Source organism: Paenibacillus abyssi (assembly GCF_014640295.1).
GTDB lineage: Bacteria > Bacillota > Bacilli > Paenibacillales > Paenibacillaceae > Paenibacillus_D > Paenibacillus_D abyssi.
The window spans coordinates 70,696-94,598 of the sequence record NZ_BMGR01000014.1 but is presented as its reverse complement, the minus strand read 5'-3'; the positions used below and the strand labels follow the sequence as shown (position 1 = coordinate 94,598).

Annotated in this window: 31 protein-coding genes; 23 read left to right on the top strand and 8 right to left on the bottom strand. The window is 47.5% G+C overall.

The window, feature by feature from the left end:
- Nucleotides 1-285 precede the first annotated feature (285 nt).
- The 17 genes from IEW11_RS19540 to IEW11_RS19460 all read left to right on the top strand — a co-directional run bounded on the left by IEW11_RS19540 (nucleotide 286) and on the right by IEW11_RS19460 (nucleotide 10,398).
- Nucleotides 286-504, top strand: a complete 219-nt coding sequence (locus IEW11_RS19540) for a hypothetical protein (RefSeq protein ID WP_188532751.1) — start codon at nucleotides 286-288, stop codon at nucleotides 502-504.
- 213 nt (nucleotides 505-717) lie between these two features.
- Nucleotides 718-891: a hypothetical protein gene (locus tag IEW11_RS19535; RefSeq protein ID WP_188532750.1), complete on the top strand. Its 174-nt coding sequence runs from the start codon at nucleotides 718-720 to the stop codon at nucleotides 889-891.
- A 132-nt stretch (nucleotides 892-1,023) separates the two neighbouring features.
- Nucleotides 1,024-1,437 (top strand): hypothetical protein, encoded by a 414-nt coding sequence (locus tag IEW11_RS19530; protein WP_188532749.1) that lies wholly within the window; start codon nucleotides 1,024-1,026, stop codon nucleotides 1,435-1,437.
- A gap of 26 nt (nucleotides 1,438-1,463) precedes the next feature.
- Nucleotides 1,464-2,096, top strand: coding sequence for a hypothetical protein (locus tag IEW11_RS19525; protein ID WP_188532748.1), 633 nt, complete (start codon nucleotides 1,464-1,466; stop codon nucleotides 2,094-2,096).
- A 357-nt stretch (nucleotides 2,097-2,453) separates the two neighbouring features.
- A complete protein-coding gene (locus tag IEW11_RS19520; RefSeq protein ID WP_188532747.1) occupies nucleotides 2,454-2,594 on the top strand; it encodes a hypothetical protein in 141 nt (46 codons plus the stop codon).
- 46 nt (nucleotides 2,595-2,640) lie between these two features.
- Complete coding sequence (locus IEW11_RS19515) at nucleotides 2,641-2,853, top strand: hypothetical protein (protein ID WP_188532746.1); 213 nt, start codon at nucleotides 2,641-2,643, stop codon at nucleotides 2,851-2,853.
- 35 nt (nucleotides 2,854-2,888) lie between these two features.
- The gene (locus tag IEW11_RS19510; RefSeq protein WP_188532745.1) at nucleotides 2,889-3,404 is read left to right on the top strand and encodes a hypothetical protein; all 516 of its coding nucleotides are present in this window, start codon (nucleotides 2,889-2,891) and stop codon (nucleotides 3,402-3,404) included.
- 79 nt (nucleotides 3,405-3,483) lie between these two features.
- Entirely contained in the window at nucleotides 3,484-4,398 is a 915-nt protein-coding gene (locus IEW11_RS19505) for a hypothetical protein (protein ID WP_229725480.1), read from the top strand.
- A 153-nt stretch (nucleotides 4,399-4,551) separates the two neighbouring features.
- On the top strand, nucleotides 4,552-5,847 hold the full coding sequence (locus IEW11_RS19500; RefSeq protein WP_188532744.1) for a DNA cytosine methyltransferase: 1,296 nt from the start codon (nucleotides 4,552-4,554) through the stop codon (nucleotides 5,845-5,847).
- Nucleotides 5,848-5,858: 11 nt separating this feature from the next.
- A complete protein-coding gene (locus IEW11_RS19495) occupies nucleotides 5,859-6,092 on the top strand; it encodes a hypothetical protein (protein WP_188532743.1) in 234 nt (77 codons plus the stop codon).
- Between the two features lie 264 nt (nucleotides 6,093-6,356).
- Nucleotides 6,357-6,674 carry a hypothetical protein gene (locus tag IEW11_RS19490; RefSeq protein ID WP_188532742.1) on the top strand — a complete coding sequence of 106 codons (318 nt, stop codon included), beginning with the start codon at nucleotides 6,357-6,359 and terminating at the stop codon, nucleotides 6,672-6,674.
- A 16-nt stretch (nucleotides 6,675-6,690) separates the two neighbouring features.
- Complete coding sequence (locus IEW11_RS19485) at nucleotides 6,691-6,975, top strand: hypothetical protein (RefSeq protein ID WP_188532741.1); 285 nt, start codon at nucleotides 6,691-6,693, stop codon at nucleotides 6,973-6,975.
- 12 nt (nucleotides 6,976-6,987) lie between these two features.
- Nucleotides 6,988-7,479 (top strand): hypothetical protein, encoded by a 492-nt coding sequence (locus IEW11_RS19480; RefSeq protein ID WP_188532740.1) that lies wholly within the window; start codon nucleotides 6,988-6,990, stop codon nucleotides 7,477-7,479.
- Entirely contained in the window at nucleotides 7,460-8,605 is a 1,146-nt protein-coding gene (locus IEW11_RS19475; RefSeq protein WP_188532739.1) for a hypothetical protein, read from the top strand. The genes IEW11_RS19480 and IEW11_RS19475 overlap by 20 nt, the downstream gene beginning before the upstream one ends.
- Before the next feature lie 33 nt (nucleotides 8,606-8,638).
- The gene (locus tag IEW11_RS19470; RefSeq protein ID WP_188532738.1) at nucleotides 8,639-9,151 is read left to right on the top strand and encodes a hypothetical protein; all 513 of its coding nucleotides are present in this window, start codon (nucleotides 8,639-8,641) and stop codon (nucleotides 9,149-9,151) included.
- Nucleotides 9,152-10,024, top strand: coding sequence for a hypothetical protein (locus IEW11_RS19465; RefSeq protein WP_188532737.1), 873 nt, complete (start codon nucleotides 9,152-9,154; stop codon nucleotides 10,022-10,024).
- 80 nt (nucleotides 10,025-10,104) lie between these two features.
- On the top strand, nucleotides 10,105-10,398 hold the full coding sequence (locus tag IEW11_RS19460; RefSeq protein WP_188532736.1) for a hypothetical protein: 294 nt from the start codon (nucleotides 10,105-10,107) through the stop codon (nucleotides 10,396-10,398).
- Nucleotides 10,399-10,465: 67 nt separating this feature from the next.
- Here the strand turns inward: IEW11_RS19460 and IEW11_RS19455 are convergent, their stop codons facing one another.
- A complete protein-coding gene (locus tag IEW11_RS19455) occupies nucleotides 10,466-12,331 on the bottom strand; it encodes a phosphoadenosine phosphosulfate reductase domain-containing protein (RefSeq protein ID WP_188532735.1) in 1,866 nt (621 codons plus the stop codon).
- Between the two features lie 324 nt (nucleotides 12,332-12,655).
- Between IEW11_RS19455 and IEW11_RS19450 the strand changes: the two genes are divergently transcribed.
- From IEW11_RS19450 to IEW11_RS19430, 5 genes are all read left to right on the top strand, one after another.
- A complete protein-coding gene (locus IEW11_RS19450; RefSeq protein ID WP_188532734.1) occupies nucleotides 12,656-13,537 on the top strand; it encodes a ubiquitin-activating E1 family protein in 882 nt (293 codons plus the stop codon).
- Between the two features lie 334 nt (nucleotides 13,538-13,871).
- On the top strand, nucleotides 13,872-14,168 hold the full coding sequence (locus tag IEW11_RS19445; protein WP_188532733.1) for a hypothetical protein: 297 nt from the start codon (nucleotides 13,872-13,874) through the stop codon (nucleotides 14,166-14,168).
- 45 nt (nucleotides 14,169-14,213) lie between these two features.
- Nucleotides 14,214-14,408 (top strand): hypothetical protein, encoded by a 195-nt coding sequence (locus IEW11_RS19440; protein ID WP_188532732.1) that lies wholly within the window; start codon nucleotides 14,214-14,216, stop codon nucleotides 14,406-14,408.
- Between the two features lie 144 nt (nucleotides 14,409-14,552).
- Nucleotides 14,553-16,529, top strand: a complete 1,977-nt coding sequence (locus tag IEW11_RS19435) for a phosphoadenosine phosphosulfate reductase domain-containing protein (RefSeq protein WP_188532731.1) — start codon at nucleotides 14,553-14,555, stop codon at nucleotides 16,527-16,529.
- Nucleotides 16,530-16,845: 316 nt separating this feature from the next.
- Complete coding sequence (locus IEW11_RS19430) at nucleotides 16,846-17,730, top strand: coiled-coil domain-containing protein (protein WP_188532730.1); 885 nt, start codon at nucleotides 16,846-16,848, stop codon at nucleotides 17,728-17,730.
- 34 nt (nucleotides 17,731-17,764) lie between these two features.
- Here IEW11_RS19430 and IEW11_RS19425 read toward each other — a convergent pair whose 3' ends face one another.
- The 7 genes from IEW11_RS19425 to IEW11_RS19395 form a co-directional block, all read right to left on the bottom strand.
- On the bottom strand, nucleotides 17,765-18,484 hold the full coding sequence (locus IEW11_RS19425; protein WP_188532729.1) for a stalk domain-containing protein: 720 nt from the start codon (nucleotides 18,482-18,484) through the stop codon (nucleotides 17,765-17,767).
- Nucleotides 18,485-18,499: 15 nt separating this feature from the next.
- Nucleotides 18,500-18,679 (bottom strand): hypothetical protein, encoded by a 180-nt coding sequence (locus IEW11_RS19420; RefSeq protein WP_188532728.1) that lies wholly within the window; start codon nucleotides 18,677-18,679, stop codon nucleotides 18,500-18,502.
- A 13-nt stretch (nucleotides 18,680-18,692) separates the two neighbouring features.
- On the bottom strand, nucleotides 18,693-20,057 hold the full coding sequence (locus IEW11_RS19415) for a hypothetical protein (RefSeq protein ID WP_188532727.1): 1,365 nt from the start codon (nucleotides 20,055-20,057) through the stop codon (nucleotides 18,693-18,695).
- A gap of 13 nt (nucleotides 20,058-20,070) precedes the next feature.
- Entirely contained in the window at nucleotides 20,071-20,823 is a 753-nt protein-coding gene (locus IEW11_RS19410) for a hypothetical protein (RefSeq protein WP_188532726.1), read from the bottom strand.
- Nucleotides 20,824-20,919: 96 nt separating this feature from the next.
- The gene (locus IEW11_RS19405) at nucleotides 20,920-21,303 is read right to left on the bottom strand and encodes a L5-gp82 domain-containing phage-derived protein (RefSeq protein ID WP_188532725.1); all 384 of its coding nucleotides are present in this window, start codon (nucleotides 21,301-21,303) and stop codon (nucleotides 20,920-20,922) included.
- Nucleotides 21,300-21,872, bottom strand: coding sequence for a hypothetical protein (locus IEW11_RS19400; protein ID WP_188532724.1), 573 nt, complete (start codon nucleotides 21,870-21,872; stop codon nucleotides 21,300-21,302). The genes IEW11_RS19405 and IEW11_RS19400 overlap by 4 nt, the downstream gene beginning before the upstream one ends.
- A complete protein-coding gene (locus tag IEW11_RS19395) occupies nucleotides 21,869-22,267 on the bottom strand; it encodes a DUF4262 domain-containing protein (protein WP_188532723.1) in 399 nt (132 codons plus the stop codon). The genes IEW11_RS19400 and IEW11_RS19395 overlap by 4 nt, the downstream gene beginning before the upstream one ends.
- A 419-nt stretch (nucleotides 22,268-22,686) precedes the next feature.
- Here IEW11_RS19395 and IEW11_RS19390 point away from each other — a divergent pair, with 419 nt between their 5' ends.
- Nucleotides 22,687-23,874: a hypothetical protein gene (locus IEW11_RS19390; RefSeq protein WP_188532722.1), complete on the top strand. Its 1,188-nt coding sequence runs from the start codon at nucleotides 22,687-22,689 to the stop codon at nucleotides 23,872-23,874.
- Nucleotides 23,875-23,903 lie beyond the last annotated feature (29 nt).

Below are 23,903 nucleotides of genomic sequence, written 5' to 3'. Positions count from 1 at the left end.
ATCAACAGACTCATTATTTACCATGAAAAATATTAGTGTTTACGCTAGGAATCAGATGGGTAATGCTATATAATACTTCTTAAAAGATGTCGAACTGTGACGAATTATGAAGAATAACGTAACGCGATATTACAATGGGTCGATATAAATAATTCGATTTAAAATGTCAAGAACTTTTCATTGTCGTTAATTTAAATGGATATTTCTGTAATATCATGTTATGATTATATGCGTATAATGGTAATTATATCTAATACATAGATCTGAAAATAGGGTGATAGTGAAATGGAGAAATTCGAAACGCAATTGACTTGGAGAAACTTACTCAACACAGTAGAGAAATCCTCTCAATCCGTTACAATAGATTTTGTTTTCGATACTGAAACAACCGAGGAAGAAGTTAAACTCATGATTTTCAACGCGTTATCCAAATATGCTCAAGATTTATATTTGGGTCCAAATTTAGAGAATTTGCCTAAACCGACAGTTTTTGAGGTAAAGTAACGCTTTTCAATAAGGACTGATTAGTGGTAAGATTACCACATCAGTCTTTTTCTTTTTTATGCCTTCGCCATGCGGCTCAGAAGGTTACGTGTTATTAAAGTCACTCTCAAAGTGCCGAAGTCTGCCTAAAAGCAGAAAAACATCCTTCCGGATGCCTTCGACGTTTTGAGAGTGATTTTTTTTCGCTCACAATTTCTTCGAGGAGGTAAATGAATGTCTGAACCGAGGTTTTGTCCGAAATGCGGCAAAAAATCAGCAGAAGAGAATGGCAGCGGTTTTATCGAGAGAGGGGAATTTGACGGCAGAAAGTTTGAGCATGAAGGCAATGTAACGGCTTTCGTATGCACGACAACCGATTGCGGTCATGTTCACTACTCTGAGGACTGATCTGCAAAATACGCTTCGTGCGGCTGAGAGGCTTGTTACCTTACGGGACAAGCCTCTTTTTTGATTCTCCAGGTAAGCTTCTAGTAACGAGAAGAAAAACACGACGAAAAACGTCAGGAGTGAGAGTGTCTTATGAACGTCCAGCACTTCAAAGCATGCTTGGCAATGGGTACAGAAGATTGGGAGCTGGGGAACGTACTTGATCAGCCGGTTGGCGAGATCATGTCATTTCCTCTGGAATACAGCTCTCTGATCTATGTGCCGATTCGCATTTTTCTGGATGCCAAGGAGTATTTCCTTACCGATGGCGATCTTCGGATCATCTACCGCGGCTTGATCGATGATGAAGGCATGGTCGGCACAATCGTCAAAGATTTCACCACGATCCATATGTTTATCAATACGATTATTGCATTTGCGACGGATGATGATCACTTTCTTGAGAAGATGCTCGGCCACCCAGAAATGGTAGAAACTTATGTTCACCACATGCTTCAAGGTATAAGTGATACCTTTTTTAATCAAGGACTGAGCGAGTTATTTTAAAAATCCAAATGATGGAGGAAATTATCATGGCGAATGAATGGAAATACGCTAAAACAATAACGGGGGCCGCAAGGGCTTGGGAGAATGTGAATCCGGCAAAGCAAGATAGCATCTGGGGTTCTTTTGGTGGACCGCTGCTGGATCAAGTGGAGGACGGGGCGATTGAGCTTGCAAAGCAGTCAGGGCTCTCCGTTCTGGATGCTGCAGGACTGATCGTTGCCACGCTGTTTGATCGGCTGGACAACCAGGCTCACGGTATAAGCAGAAAAGGATGCACTTCCTCGGGAAATCCCGCTCCAGATCTGCCTGAAGATAATATTGTCGAGCAGATAAATTGGCGAATTTCAGATGTGAAAGTAGCGTTGGTACAGGCCGGGTTTAAAGATACGCCTGAGAATATTAAACGGTTGCTGGATAACCGGTTCAGCCGCACATTGAGAGAACAAAGTATATCTGAGGGATGGGATATCATCTCTGAGATCATAGATGGCACGGACGGCCTTGCCTTGCTTGAGGAAAGTAACGAGGATCCTGAAGAAGCCACATATATTTGTTGCAATTGCGAGCACGAACAGATCGGCGGAAACAACTGTGAGAAATGCGGCAGCGATAAGCTGGAGCATATTGACGCTTACCAAAATGAGGGAGTGGCGAAGTGACTTTGATTGATGAAGAGACCGATATACTTGATCCCGGACATCCATTTATCCGGCCACTTACAGAGATGAGCTGAAATAATACGGCTCCTCTGTGCCGCCTCCACGCTTAATTGGGGGCGGTTTTTCTTGTTTTCTCTCTCTACTCCATGTGTTATAATATGGCTATCAATCTGTTTCTTTTAATTGTTCCCGCCACGCGGCCTAGGGAATTCCGAAGCATTTCTGTGCAGAAAAGGACGTCACTCAGACGACCGTTTTTAGATTTGTAGGGAGTATTATGCCTGCTTATCAAAACGATCGTGTGAGGGCCGTCTTTTTTTTTACGCCCACACACTGATTGAAGGGAGGGAGCTCTTGTTGTCGTCGATGACCGAAGAGGCAATGTTGGATCATCTCGAATTTAAGGGCTTTGAAATCAGCGACTCTTTAGACCTTATGGCTAAAGCAGAAGCACTTGGATACCGTTGGGACGAAAATTCAGAACTTTGGGCAAAGTAAAAAGCCGCAATTGTTCTGCATGAGTTCATAATGGTTCCTTTTTGGAGTGAAGTTTGGTCTGATCGGACAAACAAAAAAATCTAACGATGGTGAAGGAGGGAAGCCCCCTTTTATGGGTGAAGGGGGATTTTTCCTCCTTCATTTTTTCGGGGCGAAAACAATGAGTAAAGTAGCGATGATGGCGGCACAACGGAAATATGAGGCGCTTAAAAGGATGAAAGAGTATACCGTTATCGGTTCTCTTAACCTGAAAAAATAAGCGGGCTAGTCCATTTTTGAGGAGAGTGCTGAAAAGTGAATGAAGCGAATCTTTCAGCTTTTGTTGTGAAGGGTGATCCGGAAACGGTTGCCCTTATCCTTCAACAAGCTGGTATTGAGATTGTAGAGAAGCGTAATGGCGGATTCGGTTGCTATATTTCAGCTTTGAAGGCCGAGATTAGCTGGTTTTGCGAGCAGCGCAACATGACCTTAACTCAGGAAGAATCAGAGGTTATCGCGCAGCGGCTTGCCAATAACGACGAGCTGAACAATACGCAGAGAGACCAAATCGACCGTACCATTGATGAATATCTTCTTGAGCAGCCGATAGTGGTACAAGCACTTATTCTGCCGGGAAAGGTAGAGCAGGGCGCAATCGATGAGTATTCCGAAAAAGGCTTTGATCGCTCTTACCCTACTCCCGACGGCTTACTGCTGACAAAGGAGATGGAAGAGTTGAGTGAGGAGGAAGTACGAGAATTGTCCGAAATGTGCAACACGCGATTTGTCACCGGATTTCGTGGACATCGAGTTGTGCTCGGGCAGTCCTAGTATTATTTCAAAACAATATTCACATGAGGGCAGACGAGATTTATTTTCGTCTGCCTTTTTTGTTGGAGGAGAGAAGCTTATGACGCAGTTGCAGTTTGATCTGCTGGGCGAAATCATAAATACCGAAACGAGCGACACGGAAAAAGTGCTTGAAGCTCCCGTGGTAAACCCTTCTGTAAAGCATGTGGTTTGCTACAGCGGCGGAGAAACATCCGGCATCGTGGCTTATGAGGTAGCTCGGCATTACGGTCCCGAGAACATGATACTGATTAACCATGATATCAACCCGTGGGTTGAACATTGGGATATCAAGAGATACAAGACCGAGCTGGCTGAGTCGATCGGTGTTCCTATCACATACGCCAATATGCCAGGCTGGGACGAAAAGGATCAGTTCGACGTGTCCGTGGAGGCGAAAGCATTTAAGGCCGGCGTGCATCCTTTATGTACGAACCGCTTGAAGACAGCGCCTTTTCATAAATGGCTCGAGACGACTTACCCGCTGGATCCGGAAACTGGCCGTAATGATGAAATTATTATCTATTACGGTTTTGAAGCGGGAGAGACCGAGCGGATCGAGCGGCGTCGTAGAATTCTCCAGGCTAAAGGCTATCAAAGTGCATATCCTCTGGCGGAATGGAGTAACACCATTAGCTCAACACGAGAATTCGGCGTAAATCCTCCGGAGACTTATGACATCTGGAAGCATGCCAATTGCACCGGTTGTTTGAGAGCTGGTCGGCAACACTGGTATGTGGTCTATTGCAGGCGCCGTGATGTATGGGAGAAGGCAAAGGCCGCAGAAGCTATTATTGGCTACAGTATCCTGAAAGATACCTATCTGAAGGATCTGGAACCGAGATTTGAGGCTATGCGCATCGCCGGGATTCAGGCTGATGAGAAAACGAAGGCCGCGACTTTCTGGGCTGCAGCAAAGAGAATATTGGGATATCGCCCCAAAGAAGATGAAGTTTCTTGCGAACTTTTGGTTTAACCGGCCTAACGCCGGCAAACATGGACAGGAGGAAGTAATGATGAAGAAAATGACGTTAACAAAGGTATACCGGATTAGCCAGAAGGAGAAATCGCCCCGGATTTTCCTGCAAAATTTGATTTGTGAAGCCGCCGGGCTAGAGAAGGGCAGGAATTGTTTGTCCGGGCGCTTGAAGCTGAACAGGAGATCCATATATCGAACCAGCCGGCGGAAGATGCCGTCGCGACCGTTCATGTGTCAGGCAGACTGAATAAAAAGACCGGGACCTATCGGCCGCTGGTAGACGCCTCGGGAATGAAATTTGCCTCCATCATCAGTATTGATGACAAAGTAGAGATTACCGTTTTTCGAGAAGGCAATCGCTCTAACATCGTGGTTCGCCCGCTTCGATTTGACATCCATGCCGCAACAACGGTGAGCACCCAAAAGGATCAGCGCTTATCCCTGCTCTCGTTGGCCGCGGGGGGTGGCTTGGGCACAGCTTCATTTTTGGACACTGAGCATTTTGTAAGTGTCCAAGAGATCGAGTTCGAGGATGATTCGGCGGAAGTTCTGAAGCATAATTATCCGAACTCGTATTTATTTGTCGGCGATTTGCGCGATGTCCAGAACGTTGTAAAATCCGACGTTTCGCTCGTGACGCTGCCCTGCAATGATTTCAGCAAAATCGGTGATGGAGGAGAGGGCGTATTTAATAATCTGGTGATTGGAGCAGCCCGAATACTCCGCGCAGCTGATAGCCGCGTTTGTTTCTTTGAAAATGTTCCAGGCTACTACAAAAGCGCGGCGTACAAAAAGCTGCAAATCGCGCTGAGAGATGTGTATCCGTACTGGATGAATCCGATCGAGATCGATAGCTTTGATTGGGGATCCATTGCTCATCGGCCCCGAGCGTACTCCTTAGCCTTTAAAACGGAGGAGGATATGTTCGCGTTCCAGGTACCGAAGAAGCCCCGCTTCCTACGGAAGAAGCTTCGTGAAGTCTTGGATCACGCAGCGAGCAAGGATTTCGAGTGGAAGCCGGTAGCCCGCTGGATGGAGAGTTTTCGATCCAAGGCAGAGAAGGGGAACTCTTGGGCAGATAGGAGCATTTCCAAGACCTTTGTAACCAAAGATGCGACAGAGCTTCAGACTATCCCAAAGCGTTACCGATCCCAAAGCTGCTCTAACTCTTACGTTTTATCGGATGACGGGGAATCCTTTCGATTCCTCACCATATCGGAGCTTCGGAAAATTTTCTCGGTACCCGAATGGTTCTCGTTCCCCGATTTTACACCCTTACTCCGCCAGTATGAAATGCTGGGCCAGGCGGTAGACGGACGCATTTTTAAAGTTTTTGCAAATGCTATCGCCGAACTACTGTTGATGCGGCCGCGCTCTGCTGCAGCGAAGCCTGAAGTGCCACTCAGCCTACAGGAAGACGGCCAGCTCAGTCTGCTGATCGGTTAGGGGGAGACGATATGAAATGCGATCGTTGTAATAGGGAAGCAAGCAGCCATAGAATGTCTTACTTCAACACAGAGATTATCTGTCATCCGTGTGAAGTGGAAGAAATGGACCATCCTTTGTACGTATGGGCTAAACAGGTTGAGCATGACTATGTTGTAAAAGAAGAGTATAACTTTCCCGGTGTGTTTGCAGGGAAGACGTGGGACCTGATCAAAGAGATCACAGCGATACCTACGAGTGTTTAACTACTGTATGACAAGCCTCCGTTCCAGGAGGCTTTTTTCTTTTCAGCTGGACTAAGGGTGTGCTATACTAGCTTCATCTTATAATTTTTATTTTATCTGTCCTCGCCAAGCGGCTTAGAGGATCTTGTGCATTATGAACCACTCATTGAGTGACTAAATCTGTCCATTTTGGATGGGGAATCGTCTTTTGACGTTCTATTAGTCGCTGAATGAGTGGTTTTTCTGCATCCGCTCATATTTCAACGACAAAAGGAGGTTTCTGTTTTGGGGATGATGTTGGAACGATTTGATGAGCAACTCAGCGAACGTAGTCTTTCCCCCGCAGATGCAGAACAAGAGGAAGGCGCCTTGCGAGTGCTTCACTACATGGAGTGCTGCGAAAAACTGGAGGAGATCGATTTTGACTCCTTCACGTTAAGCCAGGCCGAATTAGCCGTCGATCACTTGTGTATGATGGATTGCGCCGAATCTTCGGAGGAGGCGGAAGCAAACCGGGACAATCTCCTTACGGAGTGGAACCGGTTGGCCCATCTGCGCAATACGTTTGATGAGCTCAAGCCGCCCAAAAAATCTTTTTTTTGAGAGAGGAGAATGCTCGATGAAGAGCGTTGTCGTCAGCGATACCCTTTTCGAACAAAGGGTATATTTCAGCAGGCATGAAATTTACAAAACGCGCAATACGATAGACCGGATTTTGTATCATGTCGGTTTAGAGTGGGCGCCGGAAAATGGGCGAGGAAGTTATTCCAACTCCGAACTACCACCAACGGACGATAAAGGCACGGCAAAGATGACATTTCCAGGCAAAGACATGTATAAGGCGCTTCAACACGCCGAAAGTCTTTCTCGGAAGTATAATCTGCCGGTTCGCCTGAGTCTGTAGCGGAGGTAGCCAATGGGGAAATCCTGTTATTACGGAATGGAAGAACTGGAGAGAATGCGCGATCGATTGGATAATATCCTTATCGCGAAAATGATGCACGATTATGGCAAACCGTTGCCAGGATCGTGTTTTTTTACGCCCGAAAGTCAATATGAGGCCGTCGAATCACTCTTCCAGCCTGCGCTTGAGCTTTTATTTAGTGCATCGGTTGAGTTTGAGGATGATGACATGGAGGAAACCCGGTGTATCACGATTCCGGTTTCCGAGCTTATGACCTTACGGGAAGAACAGAAGGCTGTCTTAGCTGATATTGTTTCGTCCTTTGAAGATCCACTTGGAGAGCTATGGGGCGAAGCAGAAGTTGGCGACGACCAGCTGCAGGTAACAATCAATGGAGTCTGGGGATATAGCTCCTCCGTGATGAAATGTATTGTCCGCTTCAAGAAGAAGCTGGACGAGATGATGAAAGGAGTGTGTGCCGAGAATGGAGCGCATGCCGGATAATGGACGATTTATTTACTTGCCCGATGAACAAACGAAGCTCGCACGCGTCGTTAGGCGCGAGGATGGCTTCACGGTCCGGGAACAAGCGATAAGAGTGGACGAATTATTTCTGGCGTTCACTGGAATGATGGAGCCCTCAGACTTGAAGCGGGTTCTGATGCAAAGCAGCGATGTTGTTTCCGAGGTGGTTAAGCCGGCGCTTGAGAATCTGAATGGAGAGAATCTGGCGAAAGTGCTCAGCACGATCGTTGGACAGGCAGAGGGGACAGATTCGATGCCCTTGATTGTCAGTCTCTATAAGTCAGTGGCAAGCAAGTTCGATCTTAGCAAACTCGATCCAACCAGCTTCGCTGGATTTCTGAATTATGTGCTGCAGCGGGTGACGGAGCTCGAGGATGATAAGGCGCTGGCCGATCTCTTCCTTGTTCTGCTCTCCAAAGTGAAAATCGCTTCCACTAGAAACAGCGAGATGATTCGGAGTGTAATCGGCGTCATGTCGAATATTCAGGACGCTGAAGTGAAACAGTTCTTCCGGGAAGCAATCTCAGAGTTCTCGCCGGTTGTTAAGACGGCTTGCACTCCCATATTGCCTAAGGGAACGGTGTTATATCAAGAAGAGTCCAATGGCACCAAGATCATTATCTTGGAGCGGGATAAAGCGCAGCGGAACGTTCAATTTCACGATTCCGTGTACGAGCAGGTCGGCCATCCGAAGTTGTTGTTTGCCTTTGCAGTCAGAGGCAAGCATATTCGGGGCTGCAGGATATTCGCGGTGAAAGACGCTGTGATTAAGCCTGCAACCGAGCTGTACCGCTATCCCTTTGCCAATGTCTACAAAGAAGATCAGCGAGCCTGTTGGCCAGAGCTATCTGGCATCGAGATCAACAATTTATTCGAGCTGCAGAATTTGCCGGAGCTGTTTTTTAATTCGCCGGCAAACAATCACTTGTTCCAAGGGGAAAACCTTCGGGAATGGCTGATGAAGCTGCAAGGTAAGGATTTCGAGGATAAGCAGCTGTCATCATTGAAGATGAGCGTAATGGACTGTTTCGAGATGTTCAAAAGTGCTGCTGAAGCCAGTGTTGATAACCGTGTCGAAGCCCCTCAACAGGCAGCCGCGGTTTAAAAAATCTTGTACATTTGAGAGGAGAAAAGGAATATGGAAAACAATATGGAGCAAAAAGAGCAGGGTCTATTTTCGGAAAATGCGGTTGTCGTTGAGGCTGTTCAGCCAGATCACTTTGAAATGACCATTGGTAAGGATGGGCAGCTTTCTTTGTTTGGTACGGAGCCAGAAGCACCCGCTGCTTCAGAGGAAGAAAAGGGGAAAGGCAAACCCGCTTCCGCTACCAAAGCAGCAGGGAGAATCGGCAAAGCGCCTAAAACATCGACTCCAGTTACACCGGCTAAGCCGAAGATTGAGAAAGTCCCGCTGAACGAGCCTGATTCTTGGAAGGTTCGTCTGTACGGACAGACGTACATCATCAATGTTCTTTTTGAAGAAGAGATCGCCGACGGCAAGATCAAGGCCACGCTGGAGGAGATTCGCGAGAAGCTCGCAACGGTGGAAGGGCATGTGGAATTAACCCATGCCAGGACGAAGTACGATGCTGACGAGCCCAACAAGCTCCTTTTTGTCGACTGCTTCGGCACGGAAAAGGGGGCGAGCTGAATGCCCGGCTTTTTCTGGAGAATGCGTGATTTCCTAAAAGCTCCTGATCGGCAGCCGAACAACATCATCGCCGGCCGTGATGGGAAGCTATACGAAATCCGAGACAGTCTGGTAGGGCGGCTTGTGCTTCACAGGCCGCTTCTCCCTTCCCTGGATGATATCCATGAAGGGTTTGAATACCGCCTCCCAAAGATACCCGGAGAGCTGCTTACCACCGCCATTTCGTTTTTCAAAGCGTACTGCAGCGAAAGCGAGCAGAACGAAGTGATGATCCAGATTTTCTATGACTGCCGCACCAATCAATACGAATTGGACTGCCCGGTGCAGACGGTACGATGGGATTCAATCATAGCAGATTGTACGCAGCGGTTTAATGATGCCCGTTACGTGCAGGTTCTCCATATTCATTCACATAATGCGATGCCCGCGTTCTTTTCTACGAAGGACAATGCAGACGAGAAGGCTTATATGCTCTATGCTGTAGTGGGCGGGTTACTGAATGAAATGCCAGAGGTGAAGCTTCGAGTCGGGGCGAGAGGACAATTTCTCGAGCTTCCGATCGGTTACATCTTTGATCAGCCGGACCTGCAGGCCGAGAACGCCTATCCGGATGGATGGCACCAACGGGTTCACAAGGACAATTCTGCTGGATATGAGTATGACATGGAAACCATGATCCCGCTCATGTATAAATATTGGATCGCTGAATCCGGCGAGCAGGAAATTTACGAAGATGCTGTAATCAATCACTCTTTCCCTAAGCCGCACGCAAAACATCTGGTGGAGCAAATAAAAGGCACAGACCTTGATGGCTTCATAAGAGACTGCGGAGAGGCTTGGGAATCGTATGTGAATGACATGTCGGAAGAGTAGGTAGTAGCCGGTACGCGCCCAACCGCGGGGTCGGAAATGACGATCCCGCGGGAGTGGGTCGTCTCGGGAGGAATTTACAAATGTTCATGTTTCTTCTGATGGATGAAGGGCAATGCAAGAGCCTTATTGCGGATTCGGATCTTGGACGGATCGCCTCATTTGGGCGTTCAGCAATTGAAAGTCATTTGGCTGAGCATGGCTTTGGAGACGACGATGACGAGGAGCTGAAAACGGACGATGGCTACGCAAAGGTCGTTCGTGTCACTCCTGGCGTCCCCGAATCGGAAGAGCATGTATGGTCTTATTCCTTTGATGGCCAAGTGAGTCTGAATTACGCATTCTCTTTATTGCAGGCCGTTCAGCAAGAACAATAACCATAAGGAAGGGTGCCAGGGGATCAGTGACGATCTCCGGCTGCCCTTCCTTTTTTGTTCATATGATTTACTCAATTGTAAGAAGCCCGTCTTTCTCCATTTGCAAAATTCGTTCAATCGCTTCCCTATCCTCAGATGTACGGCGATCAATGACTCCCTCTGGATCCAAGATGGAATCATACATTTGTGCCGTGAACAGGGGGTGTAGGGGGAGATGTGCAAATATCGCTTCCCGAAACCTCGGGGAGATCGCATTTCCTTCCCGGTATTCCCTCAAGACGATTTGACGTATAATCTCTTGAACCTCTGCTTCTTCAATTCGTATCCCGAGTTCAATCATTCGCTTGGCCAGTATCGTTAGCCCGTCCCCATTCATGTTTCCAAACCCCGGCTCAAAGCGATTACGGCCTTTTCGCTGGAATGCAGTATAAAACCCATACCGGATGTCCTGTGCCTTTTTCAGCAGCCCTCTGAGCCTGTAGTAAGGCTCGAGCTCAGGGTAATCCCCAATCATGTTCCGAAGAGAGATATCATCCCCCACCACGCTGCAAACAAAGCAGCCGAAGCGGGATCCGGACCCGGAGCAGGCTTTAATCGCGTCGTTTTCTGCGCCGATTGCAGCACCAATCGGGCATTCGGCCACGCCGCCCATCGCAGATCCATAAAGATTGAGCAGATTGTAATTGCCGTAATTCTCCCAGGGAGGGGAGTTGCGTACTAGAAAAGTTACAACGTGGCGAGCACTCCAATGTCTGATCGGGGCACAGGTTTTGATTCCCGATACAACGTGGTTACCGTAAAAATTCTCTCCATAATGCGAATCAATACTGGAGGATCGCGTCTGACTTTCTGATTCTCTGAGCCCGAGCAATTGGCACACTTTCCGGCCGGCGCCCGTATACTCAGCCAGCACTTCCCGTCCTGGCCGGACTTTGACTCTTTCAACGCACCACTTAAAATTTTGCGAGGGGGGAGCGTAATTCTTACCAAATAGGCAGACGAAATATCGGTCCTCAATCGCTGGCTCGGCGATCGTAAAGGGGATATGGATTGGGAGCGACCATACCGCCTGCTGCACCTTTCGGATATGCTCCTTTAGAAGCGGGTTCTCTACCCCTGTATCGGCGGAAACGATATGAAGTTCTGTCTTACATTCAGGATGATTCAGTTTGTACATAATGCATTTTAACAGCAGAACATAGGAGTCCTTTCCGCCCGAAAAAGCCACGACGACGACCTCTTGCTCCAGAAACACTTTTTCGATTGCCCGATCAGTCCATTCTTCTATATCAGCCGGTACAAAGTCATCGATGATAAACTGCTCATCAAGGTTCGTGGGCGGTGCCGGCCGTTTTCGCCGTCTCTCCTTCGATAGAGGTAAGTCGCCAAAGAACGACAATTGCTCGTAGTCCACCATTTCCAGGTATGGCCAAGCCATTTCTTCTTTTAATCCATAGGGAGGGAATTGCTTATCAGGGAATGATTCTATCAAGAATGACTGCGCTTGAGACCGAGCCCAGATACAAAGCTTATGCTTGGGCGACTGCAGATGCCAGCTGGCTGCACCATAGAGCACTTCCTGCAGCGCGGCGTCGACGAAGCATTGCTCTGGAATGGTGATCTCAAACCCGCTGTGTTTAAGATGGGTCAGAACGCGGTGTATTGGCGCATGTTCAGGGAACATATTAGACCAATCGAGCCCGGAGTCCTCGTCAATCATCATCGTCTCCGGCGTGTCATCAATAAAATGATGAATCCCCCAAAAATGATTATGAAGGCCGATAACGATAGACCAGTCGCGCGTTGCACCATAAAATGAATAACCAGCATCCTTAAAGGCACACCACAATTGTTTGCTAATCGGTGTGTGTCGCTTTATGTTTTCCTGCGCGATAACCTTATTCTCTGCAATTTCAAAGCGATATTCGTCCATATCCCTGCCCCCGCTCCCTGTGCTATCTTTATTGTCTCATCGCTACAGGTTTTCAGCGATTTTGAGAGGGGATAAGTTACCTTTCGGCTATGGTACAGGCTGTTGGTTTCTGCTATAATGAACACATCTTATTTTTATTATTTTACTGTCTCCGCCAGGCGGCCCAGGAGATTATGTAGCTGTTAAACCGCTTTTCCAAAGCGTCCGTTTGCACCCGTAATGGGTTGAAAATGGGTTTTTTGGAAAGGCGGTTTTTTTGCCTTTATAAAAACCATTGGAAGGAGCTGTGCGTATGTCACAAGCAAAAAAATCGGGGATGATCGGATGAAAACGATCTGTTTGCAGGAAAGCAGTCACATTCAATTCCAGATCCGGCAAATCGGAGCGGGAGGAAATGGCGGTTATTTCTTTCGCAATCTGCTCCAGCTAATTTCCTCGTATCAAGCGAACGATAGCAAAACCAAAGATCGTTTTGATGTCTTGATAGCCGACGGGGATCTCGTTGAGAAGAAAAATTTGAAGAATCAATTGTTCTCAGAAGAAGACATTTCGGACAAAAAAGTTATTGCTCTGTCTGATCGGTATGGAGGCCATTACGATGTCGAGACGAAGCGGGTTACGGAGTACATCACCACGACTGATATGCTCCGCCGGCTGTTTCCTACGGTTACGAATGGCAGGCAGGTGATTCCTGTACTTGTTGGCATGATCGATAATGACCGCACCCGTCAACTTTTTGATGAATTTTTTTTCTCGGAGGAAGTAACTGATTTGGTTTGGATTGATTTAGGCATCGAAGGGATGACCACGTTCGATGATCCGAATCAAGAGCAGCTGAAGATCATGAACGAGAGCGGTTTTGGAGGCCAGTGTGTTATTGGTCTAAAGTGGAAGGGAAGTGTGATTCTGCCGCCCGTGACACGGGTGTACCCGAACATTTTGGATAACGATCGCACTTCCTTCCCTGGACAATCGTGCGGGGAGCTGCTGCCTGAAAATCCGCAACGCATCATGACAAATCAGTTTGCCGCTCAGGTCGCTTCAATGGTGATGAACAACCTGTTTCACACCAAAAGTATCTACGCCAATGTCATTAATTTCAATGCACAGTTTGGCCAGATGAAAGCGACTTTTTTAAGCGCAGACCAGGTAGGGGAGTTCGAGAAGGCAAGAGGATTGGTGACTGCCGGTGGCGAGAAGGAATAAGCAAGAACTGGAGAGTATGTCTATCATGGTGAATATGTATCTGCTCACCAACGGTAATGATCCACACAGGGCATATGATGACTGCGTTCGGATGCATTTACTGTCGGGTAAGCCGATACCGTCATTCATACACGGCATAAAAGATTTTGTGAAGCTTAGTATAAAGCCATAAGTTTCAACTTCATAAAACGAAGGAGGCGAAGCCCTCTGGCGATAGAAAACATCGTCAAGGGTCTTCAACTCAAAAATGAATTCACCGTATATGCTCAGCTGTCGTCGTCATTTTGTTGATGATGCATACATGCAGCCCAAACGCTAAGGAGTGACCATTACAATGACAGGTAAAGAATTCTTTAAGCAGGAGAGCCACCCCGTTCTTCGGTCGCTAGGAATCCCCGTATTTAATTCGACCTTACACGGTGAAGGCTTTTACCTCAGTTACAACATGGATACCAGGGACTATGGTTGCGTAACAACCGCACTTGTCTTTGGCAACATGGAAAAGTTCCTTATTCTAGCAGGTGACCATAGAGAGCAGTATGCCGCCCTTGTCAATAAAGGTTTTGATGCTTGCTTAGAGTATTTCAAGGCTCACATTGACAAAGCCCATGAGTACAGTGACAAAATTTGACGGTGCGGATTAAATGGTCAAATGGAAAAGGGAGGATAAAATTTTGTGGCTGATGATCGAGCAGTTTTTGAGCAGGCGCGGAAAGAAAAAGTGTTTGTTCAGGTTGTCGAGCTGCGGAACGAGTTGAAGGGCGATATTGACGGCCTGGAACAAAATCTCGAATTACTTGAATCAACAGATCAGCTGGATGACGAGAAGCAAGCTCATATTAACTCTGGAAGTGCTGTGCGCGGTGCATGAGCGAGTGAATTCGATTACCGCGGCATACTACGGTAATTCAAAAAAAACCGAAAAGAGAGGAGGCATCGCCCTCTGGCTTTGAATTAGAAGCTGGAGCGGCGATGCCCGCTACTCTTCTGCTCAAGCTCATGGCGAACAATGATGATGGATATTCAATTTGAGTTTTCTCCTGCTAACCATCGAATTGCCATTGACCCTAACTTACGGAAGCCGAACAACGTTTCCCGCCGGATATGGGCATACTTGAAGGATACAGGTTGGAGTTTTTTAGGTGTGGTGAGGGAACAAAGCGCTGTGTTCTCCAATGGCAAAGATTTTCTAACCCTGCACCACTTTTTGAATGAGACCCCTGTTGAGGCTCTTATGGGATATGCCACAGACATTGAGTGGCATGAAGCTATTGATGCGGACCAACCGGCCGCCGGATTTCTTTCGTTCATGGAAGGCAGCGGGTATCATGTTAAGCTCCCGCACCAAGCCTGGATCGATGATTGGAGTAATGCGATTCTATCCTCCGTACTCTCAAGCGTGGAGCGGAACTGGCATACCTTTTCGCCAAAACATAAGCTGCAATGCTGGATCACGGACGGAAAAGATTATTTTAACGTGGAGTTTTTCTTCGATTACCCGCTTCCGCCCTATGGAGTTGGAGAGCCGCTAGATTGGCCGCCGCTTCAGGAGCAATCCGAGGTGACCAAATTGGATCTGTTCGAGTTAATGGGCGTAAATCTACCAAAACCGGATCGATCGATTTCCAAGCCGGCTGCCGAAGGGGAAGCATTTGAAATCGCAGATGGGGTAAACCCGGATCTATTAGCCGAAACTTATGCCGTTATTGAACATTGCATGGTTATGTATAGTCATGTGCTGATAGCCTACTCCGGAGGAAAGGACAGTCATAGTTGCCTTCAGCTAGTTTTGCGTTATAAGCTGGAGCACCCGGAATGCACGACGAAAATTACGGTTATTAGTGCCGATACGCTGATAGAGAACGTGCTGCTTGTTAATCATATTTACAAGGTTAAGGAGCGGGTAGAATCTCTAGGACTAGGCATAGATTTTCGCATCGTGACGCCGGAACTGGATGAGACGTTTCATGTGTGTGTCTTCGGTAAAGGGTATGCCCCTCCCTCGTCTATGAACCGCTGGTGCGTTGATAGACTCAAGAAGCGACCAGCTGATGAAGTGCTAGAGGAATACGCGGGCTATTATGCGAACCAGACCGGCGACCATATTGTGCTTCTTCTTGGAACCCGCAGCGCGGAATCTTCCAACCGGGCACGGAGTATGACCAAATTCTTCGGGGATGAGTTTTTCGGTGAACATCAGATCACGGGAAGAACCTGCGCTCCGATCAAGCGATGGACGGCACGTGATGTCATTACCTATCTTGTTCGGACCGAAGCTCCCTGGGAAGATTACGGAAACTATAACCTGATTAATTTGTACGGTTCAGCAGCTGGCGGATGGGAAGAGTGTCCGATAGGAGCTGCCATGACTGACATTAACGAAGGGGTATCGTCTTGTACGAGCTCTTCGGGAGCGCGTATGGGCTGCACTTTTTGTTCTGTCGTCAAGGAAGACACGTCATTGATCAATATGGCAAAGGACTTCCCCGATGAGCTAGGGCCGTTTGTAGCCATGAGGAAGGTATTCAAGGCTGCCCAAGACATCAGGTACGGATCTCTGACCGGATACAAACGAGTGCGCGGCACCAAGGCGGGCGAGGAAGGCCAAATGCTGGGCCAGCTGACCAGCGGGCTCGGGGATCTTACGCTGGATATCCGTGTGCTGCTGCTTGAAAAGATGTTCGATCTGGGCTTAACGATTCCTCAGAATGAAGTCTTCAAAATCTACAGCATCGTGCGGGAACGAGAATTTCCGGAAGGTATCGCGCTTACCCGCCGATTCAAAGATGCCCTATTTGCTTTTCTGCCGGTTCACCCAGGGCATTTTGAGACCTCGTACTCTCCCATCTGGGATCCGTGGGGCAGTGGAGTGGACGCTTTCACTGAGGAGGACGTGAAGGCTATCGAACGAATTAAGGCTCAGGAAGCGGCCGCGCGAGCAGCGGTTGCGGAGCCAGAGATCATGACTACTATTCTGCCCGAAGTGATATGAGGGTAAACGGAAGGGAAGTGAGCGTTCCTATGACGCTAATGCGCTATGAGTGGTACAGAAAATTGGTCAGCATGAAGAAGGCTGAGGAGAGCAACACCTTACCAGTGAAACAGCCGGGTGCTGCTCACACAAAGGAAGGTTAAATCATAAAAACAGGGCGATCCGGAGAAATCCGATTGGCCCTTTTTTATTTTTGTTTTTTACTGGGTTAACTTTTATTTGTAAATAATCATTGAGTTAACTGAAGTTAACCAGTTTACTTATCCTAGAGGCTTGCCTATACTATTATTATCAAGTTTATAAAGGAGCCGAAAAAATGAGCGATAAGATCGAGAAGACCACCAAAGCATATAAGGTCTCAACGGATACCCGCGAGAAGCTCGAGGAGCTATTCCAGGACTCCGGTTTTGAAACCGAAGGAGGATTTATTGAACATGTGGCTGCGGTCTATGAAATGCAGCAACTTAAAAACGGTGATGCCGGCTATCAAAAGCATATTGCCGCGTTGGAGTACCATACTCGGTCCACGGTTGATCTGTTTATGGGAATGCTTCAAACCGAATCTGCTGAGCGTCGGGAGATGGTCGAGGGGTTTGAGCGGAAGTTATATGACCGCGGCAACGAAATATTTACTCTACAAGAAGAGATTCTCTCCCTTAAATCTCAGATGGAAGCATTGGCCGAACAAAAGAACAAGATTGCCGAAGAGAATGGGGAATTGCGAAAGGACATTGGCAACCTGGAACAAATCAACAAACGGGATGAGGAGCTGTTATCCGAGTACAAAGAGCGTAACGAACGTTTGTCGAAATTGATCACGGAAAATACGGAAGAGGTAAATGCGGCGAAACAGTTACGGCAGCAGGTGTCGGAATTGATAAAAGAGAAGGATGCTACGGATCGCGAGCTTGCTAATCTGAAAGGTGATTTCCAGTCGCTTCAGGAGATCAAAGATGAATTGCTCCGAAAACTGAGGGAAGACCATGAGCGGGAACTGCAGCGTGAGCAGGAGCGGGCGGAATTGGCTCAGGAAAGGGCTGTGCTCGCTGTCCGGACTGAACTGCAGGATAGACAAGACAAGGAGCGAACAAGTTATAATGAATCACTAAGGAAGCTGTATGATGAATTGGATCGGATGCGCCAGCAATTGAATAATGCCCTACAAGCTAACAAAACCCAAAATGAACAGCAAAAAGAATAGGCGCCCGCAGGCGCCTTCTTAAATTTTTAGGGGACTAATTTAATACTGGACTGATGAAATTCACCATTGATGTATGGCCACTATAATTTTCTCCAGAAACCTCAATGAACAATGTGAGAACACCTTTTACATCAATATTAATGTTCTCTCGCACAGCGCCTTTGCCTAAGGATACCTCTTGCAACACATTGCCGTCCTGATCCTTGAAGACAATATTGCGAAGTACCTGGTCTGTAAAGTCTCTGCTCTTGTCATCAATTCCAACTGCCAAGCGAAGACTTGCATATCGATTACTCAAATTATACTTCAAAACATTTTTTCTCTCTTTCCATACGCCGTGATGCTCACTGATGATCGTGAATCCTGTATTGCCATAGCTTTTTGAATTTGTGGTCATTACCTGATTGCTCGTCATGCTTGGGCCGGTAAGCGTGTCTGTCGATACACTATCCGGGGTTCCGAGAGGCGTTCCGACTATTTTTTTGCCTATAATTACGGCACTGTTTTTACCGTCCCAGGTAACAGGCACATCAAGAATGTCGGCCGCCGTGCGCAAAGGTACGTAAGTGGTCCCGTCAACAATGAATGGTTCTTTACCTTTCGGGGTCTTATCGATACCGTTTTGAACAAGTTTTACGCCGAATACAGCATTTAACGTTGCTGTTTTTGTCGCCGCATAGGACACCCCGCCGAAGAATAGTGCACCTACGACAAAGCCCGTTGCGATTAAACGAATGTTCTTAGATTTACTCATTATTGCAGCTCCTTATCAATCAGATTGGTCTAATGGCTTTAATTCTAGCACCTGATGATTGTTTGAGTTAAACAACTTTTCGGGCTTATACTTGCCTTTCTTTTTTGATTTGAGCCTCGCCGCCGTAAGTTCATTTACTTTTACGAACCCATATTCACGGCGCTGCTCCGGCGTCAGCTCTTCATATCTGTGCATCTTGTTGTCCTCCTTAGAAGAATGACAGTTGACCGGTTTTCTCCTCAATTAAGCTCATCGTGAAATCAATAATTTCCTCGGTATGAGGGGACGGTGTTTTCTCCAGCTGGTCCAGCCAGGCTTTTCTTTCGGCAAGGAACGCAACATTCGATTTCTCGTATTCCCGGATCTGCTCCATCGTGAACTTATTCATTGCGCCAAACGGGGGATTTGAAGCTACACAATCAAAGCCCAGGGATCGGGCTTGTGCTTTGACGATCTCCCATTTCATCTCATAGGCCATTTCATCCCAAGGGATTGTCATGAATTCCTTCTCCCACTTGAGAGCGCTATTTTTTCGCAGATCAAGCGGGTTAATGTGTATATCGACAAGTTCCTCACTTTCTTTGAATATTTCCTTCGGACATCTGTACTCACCCAAGAGAGAATCGCCGTGGAAGATATTGCTGTCGCAGGAGAATTCAAAGTACCGATTGATACGCATTTCTGACTCAGAAAAATGGATGCCGGTAATCGGATGGGGGATGTACAGCAGCCAAGGCTGATATAGAAAAGCTTGTATGCAGGCCGCCTTAACCATCGATATGTTGAAGTCTGCGCCAATCAGATTCAGTGATTCCGATGGAAGGAGCATGGCACCCGCTCCAAGACACGGCTCATATACACTGACGGTACGATCGATCTTCGGATTCCCAAAACCGAGCATTTGATTGATCATCATCGTAGCATTGAGAGGCGTTGGATAGTAGCCGCCTACACCGGATTGTCCCTGATAGTCGATCAAAAACGTGGAAAGGTAATCAGAGGGATACAGCATCATTAGGGAAATATCGAAGGTATCATACCAATGCTGCAGCGTCCGTTCATCGACATCCGGTTTCTCAAACCAGGCGATCCCAAGAGAGTATCCAAGCCATTCCATGAAATCATGGCCGCGGTACCCGCTGCTGTACGCATGGCTCATACAGCGGTCCAGCATTTTCTTCACCTGTGCCGAACCGTCGAACATGCTGAATTCGCATTCCGGAATGTCATCCAGATCCTCATCGAAACGCTGTTTATCCAAAATCGTAAACCAAGCGCTCCAGCGGCCCCGAATGATCGTCTCCAGCTTTAAGGCCATGCCCCGGTTCCAGCCGAATTTATGACTATCAGCTACGTCGTTGGCCGGCTCAGTGTAGAGGGGGGAGCTTTCAATCTGTGCAAGGAGTGCTTGCTTCGCCAAACGCTCTTCCGGCTTGTATGTGCGTAGGAAACGGGTGATTGCTTCTTCCCCTTCCGATTTCGCTTTCTTGCGGCCGCCCTTTACGACATCAAGGGCGACGTCCTCCGGTACATCATTCTCAACAATATCGATAATCTGTTTGTACAATAGCATGTGGTAAGCCCCCTCAGTATGAATGTTGAAATCCTTCTAAATGTTCCGATCCATCGAACCATTCATAAGGTGAAATAATCTCTTGTAATTCCCATTCGTCTATCGTCGGATCATGCAGCTGGCCTAAACCAAAATTCTTCATGGCTTCATCAACGTGACTTACATATCCCTGAAGCCGGATTGCCTCTTGATGGAACCAATGAGAGTCAATCCATTCGCCTGATTCAAGTGCGAGCTGCATGCTCGATTGAGCCAGCTTTAATTCTTTGACTGCATTCAGCTTTTGCATGGCCAGGAAGTTCTTTTCCATCGAAATTTTGAATAGCGATAGTCCCCGGCTTTTGCTTCTGCCGGTCTTCTTCCAGCCGGCTCGTATGAAGCAATATCCCGGCAATTCATTGTTTACCTTTCGATCATCGACGTAAGTAATAAAGCCATCGGCAGGGATACTCCCGCCCCATTCACAGATCGTAGCGAAGATTGCCCACCTGATTAGTTCAGAGCTGAGATGCGTGGACTCATTACGGAAAATCGTGCATTCATACGCCTGCATGCCGTCATCGCGGATCCCGCTCCAAGTCACCCAGACTGCCTTTGCATCCGTGGTTCTCAATACCAGATTCCGGCCTGGACGGGTAAACTGTTTTGCGCCGATCGTCTGCCGACTGTAATGCCGGTCAGCCAATTCTCTGCAGTCTTGATCGCCCTTGTTCGTAATAATCCAGGGTCCGTATTTTGGATAAAGGTTAAAGCAGAGTTGGGTCATGGTTTGTATCCTCCGGCGTTTTTGATGTCCTATACTTCAATTGTAGGGGAGGGGGCGTCCTGCTTCGAATTTGCAAAGGGTCTATTTTCACCAGCTTCAGTGAAAATAGACCCTTCGGTTTTGACAATGCGCGGTTTGGCTTCGCTCAACACGTTCCTTCGTACACTCGTCAATGAAATATTCAGTTTTAAAAGGGTTATAGTACCCGACATTAACGACATGGGGTGGAGCGGGCCCGTCGGCTGCCAAAAACTCACCCTCAACATAGGCGTGAACGGCTCTTACCCCGGAAGCTATAACGCGGGCTCTTCCTTTGCTCGAAACCTTGAATTCGGCATTCTGAATTGTTACGGAATCCGCATAAGCAAGAACCAATCCAGTCTTTTTTCTCCGGATGGAGAAGCAGGAGCCCTTGTTTAGATTCAGGTATACCTGCACCCGATCACCCGGATGCAGGCTGCGGCCCTTAATACAATTCATAATACCCTTCCTGTTTGAATCCGTTTATAAATGCTCACCTGATAGGTGCCGGGAGGCATTACAATTTCCTCTTCGTGAAGGCTGTGGAGCTTACGATTGTCGCGACCCTCGAGACGATCGGCGTAGAGGCTCTCAAGCTCGTTGTGCGCTTCGTAGGAGGCAAAGAACGTCTCTTCCCGCTTTACAGGGGACAGTTCCAGAACTAGCCCCATATAGGTAGATGTATTCGGAGGCAGACCCGCTCCTTTTGCAAATCTTTCAGCGATCCCAGGGTTAACCGTCCAAGAAGAAACACCATCGATTTGGATCTCCCCGCGCTCGATCATCTTCAGAAACGCGGTATAAGCCTCCTCGGTGGTAAAGCAAATGCCACGGTATAGGGTGAAGTAGTCTCCTGTGTAGCCACCCTCGTCCGGAAAGTCTTCCGGAAACTCATCTGCAGGCAGGCGAGGTCTCCACCCTTCCATGTAATCTTTGACTTCTGGATCAAGTTCCTCGTAACGGATCGGCTTCCCCTCGTAAACATATCCGTAAATCAGTTCGCACCCAACTTCATAGACTTCATTCATAACACACCTTTGGCTTGTTCTTTATAGACCGGGTTGCACATCGGATCATTAGGGAATAGCCCTTTTTCATCTGGAAGAAGAAGGCGCAGCACTTTTCTCCCGAATTCATTTGCTTCTTTGAATTCGACAGGGTAATTTGTGATTACTTTTTCGTAGAGTTGTTCCGCTACAAAACGTTCACCGGCTTTGATGCGATCGACAATCGTATGAAATACGGACTGAATGATTTCCGGCGTGATTGGGAGAGTGCATTGAAGATCCGGATGACCGAATGATTGCTCCAACCCATGAGTATGATAATTGGCCCCTGCGCCGACCTGATCATCCAATACAAAGTGGATGAAAAAACCGTGCTTTTCCATCATTTCATTTTTCCACTTACCCATATCCCTCATTGTGATTCTCCTCTCAAGATTGAAGTAGCAGTTGATAGTTCAATCATAAATTTAGAGAAGGAAACCTGCATTTTTAGACAGGGGTATCTTGCTTTATTCCAGATTCTTCATTACAATGGATGTATACCTATCATTTTATTTTACGCTCCTGCCAAGCGGCCCAAGGAGTACCGTAGTTTCATTAAGCTATGATAGGGATAAATATGCCCAAAAACGCCTTCAATGGTGACTGTGAGCTTTAGGTTTTTTCTAGAGCAGATGTCTCCTTTGAGGGCTTTTTTTGTGCCCGAAAAAGAAAGGAGGTTGTGGAATCAATTAGCGGGCACAAGGCTTTTTGATTTGAAAATCCAAAACTTTTTGAGGAGGTGAAGGGACCTGTTTTTTGGGTCCCAATTTTTATGATCAGAATCCCTAGCGAAATGTTAAAAGGCGTCGTAGGTCCAATTGCAAAGTCGGCACGCAAATCCGGTCTGGGTGACAAGTCGATTTATGTCTCCACCACGGAAGAAGGAATGGTCTCGTTCTATTACGCAGATACCGCCTTGAGTGTCGAACGAAAAGTTAACGCGGTTATCGAAGCTGATGTGTCCGTAGCAACCTCGATCTTTGAATTAGATCAGAAGGTCGCCGCTCTCCCGTCGAATGAGGAAATCCTTATGCAAGTCGAGGATGGCCGTTTGAAATTGAGATGGGGTAATCGTGACTCTCACATCGCAGTCGATATATTGCCAGAAACAGCAATGATGTTGGAACCTCCGCTGCCGAACGAAACGGTTATGTGGATGCCTGGTGCTTTACACGGTATAGTTCGGATGATGATTCCGTTCTGCGCCTTGCCGGGTAACGAAAAGGCGTCGACGACTCCCGCCATCCTTGGCATTCAGTTCAGCAAGGATGAAACGGACGAAGTGTATTTGAGGGCTACCGATAGCTTCAAGTACGTTCGTTGCCTTGCGACAAAGCTCGATTGGTTTGACGTTGATCTCTCGTTGGATGCCCGGACGCTTCAGGCAATTGCAGAAGTGCTTCCTCCCGATGCGGATGTCACCGTCGGTCGGACCAAATTCGGTCTTGTCGTCTTTAAAACCGGCCTCGTTACGTGTATTACCACACCGCTTCGCGGGGTTTTGCCAGTTGAGTTTATGGACAAGGCGTTTAACTACAACGCCACGACCAAGGTTCGACTTGATCGCCTTGAGCTGATTGAGCTGATGCGCCGCGTCCGTGCCGTTTCTGCGAACAACAAGCCATACACGATGTTAGTCGTTAAGAATGGTCGCGTTACAGCTCAGACACCAGGCGGTAATCTTGTTCAAGATTTGAGCGGGACAGTTGAGGAAGGAGGCGTTGCTGCAATTGCTATCCATGCAAATCATATGGAGGTAGCAGCAATGTTCTTCCAATCGCCAAACTATCGAGGGTCGGACGAAATCGTGTTGCACATCTCGAGCCATAGATCACCGATTACCGTCGGGATTGATGGTCAGGATCGTGTCAACATGACAGTTCTGCCCGTGGTCATTACTGAAGTGGAGAGGCTCAATGATGGGTCTCCCGCTCCAACGACGAGGGCGGCTACTCCTGCGGCAGCTGCAGCCAGTGTGTAACAAAAAAATCACAATAAAAAGTGAGGTGA

Bases quoted from the DNA above. Each gene is read 5' to 3' on its own strand.
- IEW11_RS19540 (WP_188532751.1), top strand. From the start codon at position 286: ATGGAGAAATTCGAAACGCAATTGACTTGGAGAAACTTACTCAACACA.
- IEW11_RS19535 (WP_188532750.1), top strand. From the start codon at position 718: ATGTCTGAACCGAGGTTTTGTCCGAAATGCGGCAAAAAATCAGCAGAA.
- IEW11_RS19530 (WP_188532749.1), top strand. From the start codon at position 1,024: ATGAACGTCCAGCACTTCAAAGCATGCTTGGCAATGGGTACAGAAGAT.
- IEW11_RS19525 (WP_188532748.1), top strand. From the start codon at position 1,464: ATGGCGAATGAATGGAAATACGCTAAAACAATAACGGGGGCCGCAAGG.
- IEW11_RS19505 (WP_229725480.1), top strand. From the start codon at position 3,484: ATGACGCAGTTGCAGTTTGATCTGCTGGGCGAAATCATAAATACCGAA.
- IEW11_RS19495 (WP_188532743.1), top strand. From the start codon at position 5,859: ATGAAATGCGATCGTTGTAATAGGGAAGCAAGCAGCCATAGAATGTCT.
- IEW11_RS19485 (WP_188532741.1), top strand. From the start codon at position 6,691: ATGAAGAGCGTTGTCGTCAGCGATACCCTTTTCGAACAAAGGGTATAT.
- IEW11_RS19480 (WP_188532740.1), top strand. From the start codon at position 6,988: ATGGGGAAATCCTGTTATTACGGAATGGAAGAACTGGAGAGAATGCGC.
- IEW11_RS19475 (WP_188532739.1), top strand. From the start codon at position 7,460: ATGGAGCGCATGCCGGATAATGGACGATTTATTTACTTGCCCGATGAA.
- IEW11_RS19470 (WP_188532738.1), top strand. From the start codon at position 8,639: ATGGAAAACAATATGGAGCAAAAAGAGCAGGGTCTATTTTCGGAAAAT.
- IEW11_RS19465 (WP_188532737.1), top strand. From the start codon at position 9,152: ATGCCCGGCTTTTTCTGGAGAATGCGTGATTTCCTAAAAGCTCCTGAT.
- IEW11_RS19460 (WP_188532736.1), top strand. From the start codon at position 10,105: ATGTTCATGTTTCTTCTGATGGATGAAGGGCAATGCAAGAGCCTTATT.
- IEW11_RS19455 (WP_188532735.1), bottom strand. From the start codon at position 12,331: ATGGACGAATATCGCTTTGAAATTGCAGAGAATAAGGTTATCGCGCAG.
- IEW11_RS19450 (WP_188532734.1), top strand. From the start codon at position 12,656: ATGAAAACGATCTGTTTGCAGGAAAGCAGTCACATTCAATTCCAGATC.
- IEW11_RS19445 (WP_188532733.1), top strand. From the start codon at position 13,872: ATGACAGGTAAAGAATTCTTTAAGCAGGAGAGCCACCCCGTTCTTCGG.
- IEW11_RS19435 (WP_188532731.1), top strand. From the start codon at position 14,553: ATGGATATTCAATTTGAGTTTTCTCCTGCTAACCATCGAATTGCCATT.
- IEW11_RS19430 (WP_188532730.1), top strand. From the start codon at position 16,846: ATGAGCGATAAGATCGAGAAGACCACCAAAGCATATAAGGTCTCAACG.
- IEW11_RS19425 (WP_188532729.1), bottom strand. From the start codon at position 18,484: ATGAGTAAATCTAAGAACATTCGTTTAATCGCAACGGGCTTTGTCGTA.
- IEW11_RS19420 (WP_188532728.1), bottom strand. From the start codon at position 18,679: ATGCACAGATATGAAGAGCTGACGCCGGAGCAGCGCCGTGAATATGGG.
- IEW11_RS19415 (WP_188532727.1), bottom strand. From the start codon at position 20,057: ATGCTATTGTACAAACAGATTATCGATATTGTTGAGAATGATGTACCG.
- IEW11_RS19410 (WP_188532726.1), bottom strand. From the start codon at position 20,823: ATGACCCAACTCTGCTTTAACCTTTATCCAAAATACGGACCCTGGATT.
- IEW11_RS19405 (WP_188532725.1), bottom strand. From the start codon at position 21,303: ATGAATTGTATTAAGGGCCGCAGCCTGCATCCGGGTGATCGGGTGCAG.
- IEW11_RS19400 (WP_188532724.1), bottom strand. From the start codon at position 21,872: ATGAATGAAGTCTATGAAGTTGGGTGCGAACTGATTTACGGATATGTT.
- IEW11_RS19395 (WP_188532723.1), bottom strand. From the start codon at position 22,267: ATGAGGGATATGGGTAAGTGGAAAAATGAAATGATGGAAAAGCACGGT.
- IEW11_RS19390 (WP_188532722.1), top strand. From the start codon at position 22,687: ATGTTAAAAGGCGTCGTAGGTCCAATTGCAAAGTCGGCACGCAAATCC.